The organism is Mycobacterium sp. TH-M103 (assembly GCF_057473785.1).
Window position 1 is genome coordinate 1 of sequence record NZ_JBYCLG010000200.1, and the last position, 7,775, is coordinate 7,775.

General features: G+C 69.1%; 7 protein-coding genes. All 7 read right to left on the reverse strand.

The genetic code is table 11. The annotated features are described in order from the left end of the window. Positions 1-34: 34 nt before the first annotated feature. Positions 35-961, reverse strand: coding sequence for a peptide chain release factor N(5)-glutamine methyltransferase (gene prmC / locus AC2VOR_RS11040; RefSeq protein WP_369737624.1), 927 nt, complete (start codon positions 959-961; stop codon positions 35-37). Beyond that, positions 958-2,031: a peptide chain release factor 1 gene (gene prfA / locus AC2VOR_RS11045; RefSeq protein WP_369737623.1), complete on the reverse strand. Its 1,074-nt coding sequence runs from the start codon at positions 2,029-2,031 to the stop codon at positions 958-960. The genes prmC and prfA overlap by 4 nt, the downstream gene beginning before the upstream one ends. Before the next feature lie 90 nt (positions 2,032-2,121). Beyond that, positions 2,122-2,364: a 50S ribosomal protein L31 gene (rpmE, locus tag AC2VOR_RS11050; protein ID WP_144952059.1), complete on the reverse strand. Its 243-nt coding sequence runs from the start codon at positions 2,362-2,364 to the stop codon at positions 2,122-2,124. Positions 2,365-2,515: 151 nt separating this feature from the next. Further along, a complete protein-coding gene (rho, locus tag AC2VOR_RS11055; protein ID WP_369737621.1) occupies positions 2,516-4,378 on the reverse strand; it encodes a transcription termination factor Rho in 1,863 nt (620 codons plus the stop codon). A 281-nt stretch (positions 4,379-4,659) separates the two neighbouring features. Beyond that, on the reverse strand, positions 4,660-5,595 hold the full coding sequence (gene thrB, locus AC2VOR_RS11060) for a homoserine kinase (protein WP_369737619.1): 936 nt from the start codon (positions 5,593-5,595) through the stop codon (positions 4,660-4,662). Positions 5,596-5,606: 11 nt separating this feature from the next. Then, positions 5,607-6,689: a threonine synthase gene (gene thrC, locus AC2VOR_RS11065; RefSeq protein ID WP_369737618.1), complete on the reverse strand. Its 1,083-nt coding sequence runs from the start codon at positions 6,687-6,689 to the stop codon at positions 5,607-5,609. Beyond that, positions 6,686-7,775 (reverse strand): homoserine dehydrogenase (locus AC2VOR_RS11070; RefSeq protein ID WP_486963788.1); only part of this gene is annotated, 1,090 nt, incomplete at its 5' end. The genes AC2VOR_RS11070 and thrC, both read right to left, overlap by 4 nt.

The following is a 7,775-nucleotide window of genomic DNA, read 5'->3' on the forward strand; positions in this document are numbered from 1 at the left end:
CTCATCGCTGCGCTCTGCATCGTCACGACGCGAGTCATCGGCGCCGCTCCTCCTCATCGCTGCGCTCTGCATCGTCACGACGCGAGTCATCGGCCCCGCTCCTCCTACGGGCCGTCACGAACCTGGGCCGGCCCGCCAGGTCGCGCCGGCTTCGGATGTCGTCGAAAAGCCCCGTGTCCTGCACCAATCGGGCGGTCCGCGCCGCGGTGGTGTCGTCGTGTTCGACGGCGAACAGACCACCCGGGCGCAGCCAGCGCCCGGCCAGGGCCACCACGGGGGCGATAACGGCCATCCCGTCCGGCCCGCCGAACACCGCATGATGCGGATCATGTTGGAGCACTTCAGGCTCCAACGCGGCGTTGGAAACCGAGTCGTCGGGAACGTAGGGCGGGTTGGACACGACCAGATCGACGCCGCCGTCGAGTTCGGGCAGCAGTCCCAATGCGCCGACATCGGCGCGCACCAGCTCGACGGCCGTGCCCTCGGCGTTGCGGCGCGCGTACTCGAGCGCCGGCGCCGAGTCGTCGATGGCGATGATCCGGGCGTCCAGCCCGAGGCCGGCGCGGTGCCGGGCCAGCGCGACCGCCAGGGCACCGGATCCGGTGCACACATCGACGATCACGGGCCGCGGGGGCAGCGGCTGCGCGATCGCCCACTCCAGCATGGCTTCGGTCTCCGGGCGCGGGATGAACACGCCCGGGCCGACCTGCAAAAGCAGCGGCCCGAACGCCGCCGTCCCGAGAAGATGCTGCAACGGCACCCGCCGTGAGCGGGCGGCCACGACGTCGCGGTACCGACCGAAGAATTCGTCGTCGGGCGTGTCCAGCAGACCCAGCCGGCCCCGGTCGGTGCCGGCCAGGTGGGCGGCCAGTTCCTCGGCGTCCCAACGCGCCGAATCGATCCCCGCCCGGGCGAGCAGCGCCGCCGCGGAGTCGATCGAACGCCGCAGCCGAGTCGTCATGCCTGCTGCAGCCGAGACTGCTTGTCGGCGGCGCTCAGCGCGTCGAGCAGCGCGTCCAGGTCGCCGTCGAGAACCTGGTCGAGATTGTGCGCCTTGAAGCCGATCCGGTGGTCGGTGATCCGGTTCTCCGGGAAGTTGTAGGTGCGGATGCGTTCGCTGCGGTCGACGGTGCGGATCTGGCTGGCCCGATCCGCCGACGCGTCGGCCAGCGCCTGCTCCTCGGCGAGCGCCTGCAGCCGCGCGGCCAGCACCTGCATGGCGCGGGCCTTGTTCTGCAGCTGCGAACGCTCGTTCTGGCAGGTGACGACGATGCCCGTGGGCAGGTGGGTGAGGCGGACCGCCGAATCGGTGGTGTTGACGCCCTGGCCGCCCTTGCCGGACGAGCGGTACACGTCGACGCGCAGGTCGGACTCGTCGATCTGCACCTCGGCGACTTCCTCGGGCTCCGGATAGACCAGCACCCCGGCCGCCGAAGTATGAACCCGGCCCTGGGATTCCGTCACCGGGACCCGCTGCACGCGGTGCACCCCGCCTTCGAACTTCAACCGCGACCACACGCCGTCGACGGCGTCACCCTTACTGGTGATCGACAGCGTCGCGTCCTTGTAGCCGCCCAGATCCGAGAACGTCTCGTCCAGCACCGCCACGGCCCAGCCGTGCCGCTCGGCGTAGCGGATGTACATCCTGGCCAAATCGGCGGCGAACAACGCCGACTCCTCGCCCCCCTCGCCGGATTTCACCTCGAGGACGATGTCGTCGGCGTCATGCGGGTCGCGGGGCGCCAGCATGTCGGTGAGCTGGGTGTCCAACTCGGCCACCCGCACTTCGAGCGCGGTGACCTCCTCCGCGAACGACGGGTCGTCGGCGGCCAGTTCGCGCGCCGTCTCCAGGTCTTCCCGGGCCGAGGTCAGCTTGCGGTGGGTGGCGACGATGGGTGCCAACCGGGCAAACCGGCGGCCGGCTTTGCGCGCCTCCCCGGGATTGCTGTGCAATTCCGGATCTGCCAGTTGGTGCTCGAGGTCGGCATGTTCGGCGAGCAGCACATCGATCGCCTGCGTCGGCTGCGTCATGTCACACCTCCTTCCGCACGCTGTTCGGCGCAGACACGAACCGACGCCCGCCTGTGCGGGTCACACACAGTCCGGGCGTCGGCGAGCTGGCTATTTGTCGGCCGCGTCGGCCTTGTCGGCTGCGCCCTTGCGCTTGCCGTAACGCTTCTCGAAGCGGGCCACGCGGCCGCCGCTGTCGAGGATCTTCTGCTTGCCCGTGTAGAACGGGTGGCACTGCGAGCAAACCTCGACGACGATGCGGCCGCCGGGCTTGGTGCTGCGGGTCTCGAACGTGTTGCCGCATCCGCAATGCACCGTGGTGGGCTCGTAGGCGGGATGGATGTCAGTTTTCATGGGAGTCCTCTTCGGGTTGTCGAGCGTCGATTATGCCAGGTCAACCGGTACCTCCCCAAAACACCGAGGTGCATCCCCGCATTCCCGGTGCGCCGGGGTTGCGCCCAGACATGATCCACGGCGACGTCGGTCGGCGTGTCGGGTGCAGCCCCTAGTCGTTGTCCATGGAGCCGGGCGTCGTCTTGGACACCTGCACCAGAAACTCGTAGTTGTTCTTGGTCTTGCGCAGCTGGCTCATCAGCAGGTCGATGGCCTGGTGGGAATCCAGACCCGACAGCACGCGGCGCAGCTTGTGCACGATCGCGAACTCGTCCGGCGAGAGCAGCAGCTCGTCCTTGCGGGTGCCCGACGGGTTCACGTCGACCGCGGGGAACACCCGCCGCTCGGAGATCTTGCGGTCCAGCTTGAGCTCGGCGTTACCGGTGCCCTTGAACTCCTCGAAGATGACTGTGTCACCGGTGGATCCCGTCTCGACCATCGCGGTGGCGATGATGGTCAGCGACCCGCCCTCCTCGATGTTGCGCGCGGCGCCCAGGAATCGCTTCGGCGGGTACAGGGCGGTCGAATCGACACCACCGGAGAGGATCCGGCCCGACGCGGGCGAAGCGTTGTTGTAGGCGCGCCCGAGGCGGGTGATCGAGTCCAGCAGCACCACGACGTCCTTGCCCTGCTCGACGAGCCGCTTGGCGCGTTCGATCGCCAGCTCGGCCACCGAGGTGTGGTCCGACGGCGGCCGGTCGAACGTCGAGGCGATGACCTCGCCCTTGACCGAGCGCGTCATGTCGGTGACCTCCTCGGGCCGCTCGTCGACGAGCACGACCATGAGGTGGCATTCGGGGTTGTTCTTGGTGATCGCGTTGGCGATGTCCTGCAGGATGGTCGTCTTGCCCGCCTTGGGCGGCGAGACGATCAGCGCGCGCTGGCCCTTGCCGATCGGCATGATCAGGTCGATGACCCGCGTGGTCAGCCGCTCGGGGGTGGTTTCCAGGCGCAGCCGCTGATTCGGGTACAACGGCGTCAGCTTGCTGAAGTCGGGCCGCTTCTTGGCGTCCTCGACCGATCCGCCGTTGACGGTGTCCAGGCGCACCAGCGGGTTGAACTTCTGCCGCTGGTTGGGCTGCTCGCCGTCGCGCGGCACGCGCACCGCGCCGGTCACCGCGTCGCCGCGGCGCAGGCCGTTCTTGCGCACCATGTTCATCGACACGTAGACGTCGTGCGGGCCGGCCAGGTACCCGGAGGTGCGGACGAACGCGTAGTTGTCGAGGACGTCGAGGATCCCGGCCACCGGCTGGACGACGTCGTCCTCGCGCAGTTCGGTGTCGGCGCCGTCGCCCGAGCGTTCGCTTCGGCGCCTGCGGTCCCGGAAGCGGCGTCCGCGCCGGCCCTGCCGCCCCTCGCCCTCGTCGTCCGGCTGGTTCGAGCCGCGCGACTGCTGGTTACCCGAGCCCTGCTGGTCGTTGCCCTGATCGCCACCGGCGTCCCGCCCGCGCTCGTCGGACTTCGTGTTCTGTTGGCGCTCCTGGGTGTCGCGTTGGCGCTCTTGGCGATTGTCGGCCGCGTCGGCCGACTTGCCCCCGCCGTTACCCGAGCCGTCGCGCTCGTCGTCCTGGCCGCGGTTCTTGGAACCGGCTTCGCGGGACGCGCTGCGACGTTCCCGGCGTGGGGCCTCGGTTTTCGCTTCGTTCTGGTCGGCCTGGGGGGCCGGCGCTTCGGCGGCGGCGGTTTCGCCCTCGGATTTGTCGCTCTTCTCAGGAACCGGCCCGCCACCGGCGGATGTGCCGTTGGCCTTTCCCCGATGTTCCTGGATTGCGGCGATCAGTTCATTCTTGCGCATGCCCGACGTGCCCTTGACGCCGGCTTGGCTGGCCAGCGCGCGCAACTCGGGCAGCACCATCGTGGACAGCGACCCACCCGGGGCAGTGGTTTTGACGGCTGGCGCGTCATGGTTCACGGAATTCGACGCGTGATCGTTCTCGGTGCTTTCTCCAGCCGTGATGAGCTCCGTATCAGTCACGGATTTCCTTTCTTCCCCCGCTGATCACGTCATAAGGGGGTTCGTTGCGCACGTAGGTCGAATTGCCGAGTGCGCCCAATCGTCGACTCTGCGACGGTGATCGCCGGGATCAATGCCAGGATCGGCGTGAGAAACGGCGACCTCGTCCACGAGAAGAATTGGTGGTGTCCTAGCGGCAAGGCAGTATGGATGCAGATGCAGATGCTGCGATTGCTGGACGATGCCGAGGATAGCCCGCATCCTGGCTGGAAGCAAGCAAACCCCCCCGGCCGCGCCGCGGATCAACCGGCGACGGTGACCCCCGGGCCCCAGCGAACCGCATCGCCGGCGGTCATCTCGGTGATGGTGAATCCGTTTGCGGCCCCGTACTCCACCGCTTGGCATGGAAGCTGTGCCTCCGTGCTGAGTGCGATCAATGACGGACCAGCACCGGAAAGCGTCGCTGCCACACCATGACGCCGCAGCAGCCGCAGATACTCCGCCGAGGCGGGCATCGCCGGCGCACGCTGAGGTTGGTGGAGCATGTCTTCGGTGGCCACCATCAGCAAATCCGGCCTTTCGGTCAGCGCGACCACCAGCAGCGCGGCGCGGCTGACGTTGAAGCTGGCGTCGTCGTGGCTGACGTGAGCTGGCAGCAGCACCCGGGTCTCGGCGGTCAGCGAACGCACCTCGGGAATGGCGCAGAACAGCCTGATCTGCGGGTGAAGCCGCAGCGGCACCGCCGAATAGGCGGGACCGGCACCGGTGCGGTCCACCCACGAGACCACCGCACCGCCCAATACTGCGGCCCCGGCGTTGTCGGGGTGACCCTCGAATTCCGAAGCCAGCTGGATCAGCTGCGCATCCGTCAACGGAATCGAATCCGTCTGCGCGACAAGACCGTTGACCGCGGCAAGGCCGCCGACCACCGCCGCCGCGGAGGATCCCAGGCCACGCGAGTGCGGGATGGCGTTGCGGCAGCGGACCACCAGGCCCGGGGCGCCGACGCCGGCGGCCTGCAGGCCGCGCTGGACGGCGCGGACCACCAGATGGTCGGGGCCACGCGGCACCGAGTCGGCGCCCTCCCCCTCGACCAGCACCTGCAGGCCGGAAGCCGCTGTCTCCACGACCACGTCGTCGCACAGGCTCAACGCGAGACCGATGCTGTCGAAACCGGGACCGAGGTTGGCGCTGGAAGCCGACACCACGGCGCTCGCCACCAAGCCCGCGGGCAGCATCTGAGTCACCGTCAGGCCAGTCCCAACTTCTCGACGACGAGCACGGGATCCACGGGCAGCGGTGACACGGTCGGCATGTCTTTCAGCGCGGTGTCGGGATCCTTGAGCCCATTGCCCGTCACCGTACACACCACGGTCGATCCGCGGGCCACCCAGCCGTCCTCGACGGCCTTGAGCAGCCCGGCGATGCTGGCCGCCGACGCCGGCTCGACGAAGACGCCCTCGCTGCTGGCCACCAGGTGATAGGCGGCCAGGATTTCCTCGTCGGTGGCGGCCAGGAAACGGCCGTTCGATTGCTGCTGCGCCTCCACGGCCGCCGTCCAGGAGGCCGGCGCGCCGATGCGGATCGCGGTCGCGATGGTCTCGGGATGGCGCACGGGCTTGCCGTGAACCAGGGGCGCCGCGCCGGCCGCCTGGGTGCCCAGCATGCGGGGCAGGGCGTCGATCACGCCCTCCTGGTGGTACTCCCGGTAGCCCTTCCAGTAGGCGGTGATGTTGCCGGCGTTGCCGACGGGCAGCGAGTGGATGTCGGGGGCGCGGCCCAGCGCGTCGACGATCTCGAAGGCCGCGGTCTTCTGGCCCTCGATGCGCACCGGGTTGACCGAGTTGACCAGCGCGATCGTCGGGAAGTCGGCGGTCATCTTGCGGGCCAGCTCGAGGCAGTCGTCGAAGTTGCCGTCGATCTGGATGATCTTGGCGCCGTGCATGACGGCCTGGGCGAGCTTGCCCATCGCGATCTTGCCCTGCGGGATCAGCACCGCGCAGGTGATCCCGGCGCGGGCGGCATAGGCCGCCGCCGAGGCCGAGGTGTTTCCCGTCGAGGCGCACAGCACGGCCTGCTGGCCGCGGGCCACCGCGTCGGTCACCGCCATCGTCATGCCGCGGTCCTTGAAGGAGCCGGTCGGGTTGAGGCCCTCGACCTTGAGATGCACCGTGCACCCGGTCTGCTCCGAGAGCCGCGGCGCGGCGATCAGCGGGGTCCCGCCCTCGAGCAGCGTGACCGGGGTCCAGTCCGCGGCAACGGGTAACCGGTCGCGGTAGGCCGCGATCACTCCCGGCCACGGTAGGTGGGTGGCCGTGCGTGGAACGCTCATAGGCTGGTTCCTTCTAATCTCAGCACGCTGGCCACCTTCTGCACGACGTTCAGATCGGCGAGCGCGTCGATGGTTTCGGACAGGGCGGCGTCGGTCGCGGTGTGGGTGACCACCACGATCCGGGCGCCGACGCGCCGTCCGCCCTCGCCGGCCACGCCTTCCTGGCGGACTTCGGCGATGCTGACCTCGCGCTTGGCGAATTCCGCGGCCACCGTGGACAAGACGCCGGGCTTGTCGGCGACGTCCATGCTGACGTAGTAGCGGGTCGTGATCAAACCCATTGGAGCGATAGGAAGTTGGGCGTACCTGGACTCTTTGGGTCCCCGGCTGCCCAGCACCCGGTTGCGCGCGGCCATCACCAGGTCGCCGGTCACCGCCGACGCAGTGGGCGCCCCGCCGGCGCCCTGGCCGTAGAACATCAGCCGGCCCGCCGCCGCGGCCTCGACCACCACGGCGTTGAAGGCGCCGTTGACCGTGGCGAGCGGATGCGACAAGGGCACCAGCGCGGGGTACACGCGCGCCGACACCCGCTGCTGGCCGTCACCGGTGGTGATGCGCTCGCAGATGCACAGCAGCTTGATGGTGCAGCCCAGCGCCCGCGCGGAAGCGAAGTCGTCGGGGGTGATCTTGGTGATGCCCTCGCGGTACACGTCGTCGGCGGTCACCCGGGTGTGGAAGGCGATGGAGGCCAGGATCGCCGCCTTGGCCGCGGCGTCGTAGCCCTCCACGTCGGCCGTGGGATCGGCCTCGGCGTAACCCAGCGCGCTGGCGTCGGCCAGCGCGCTGGCGTAATCGGCGCCGGTGCTATCCATCTCGGACAGGATGTAGTTGGTGGTCCCGTTGACGATGCCGGCCACCCGCAGCACCGTGTCGCCGGCCAGCGACTGGGTGAGCGGGCGGATCACAGGGATCGCGCCCGCGACCGCCGCCTCGAAATACAGGTCGACGTTGGCGGTTTCGGCGGCCTGCGCCAGTTCTCCGGTGGAGACAGACAGCAACGCCTTGTTCGCGGTGACGACGGACTTGCCGTGCTCGAGCGCGGTCAGGATCGCCTTGCGCGCCGGCTCGACCGGGCCCATCACCTCC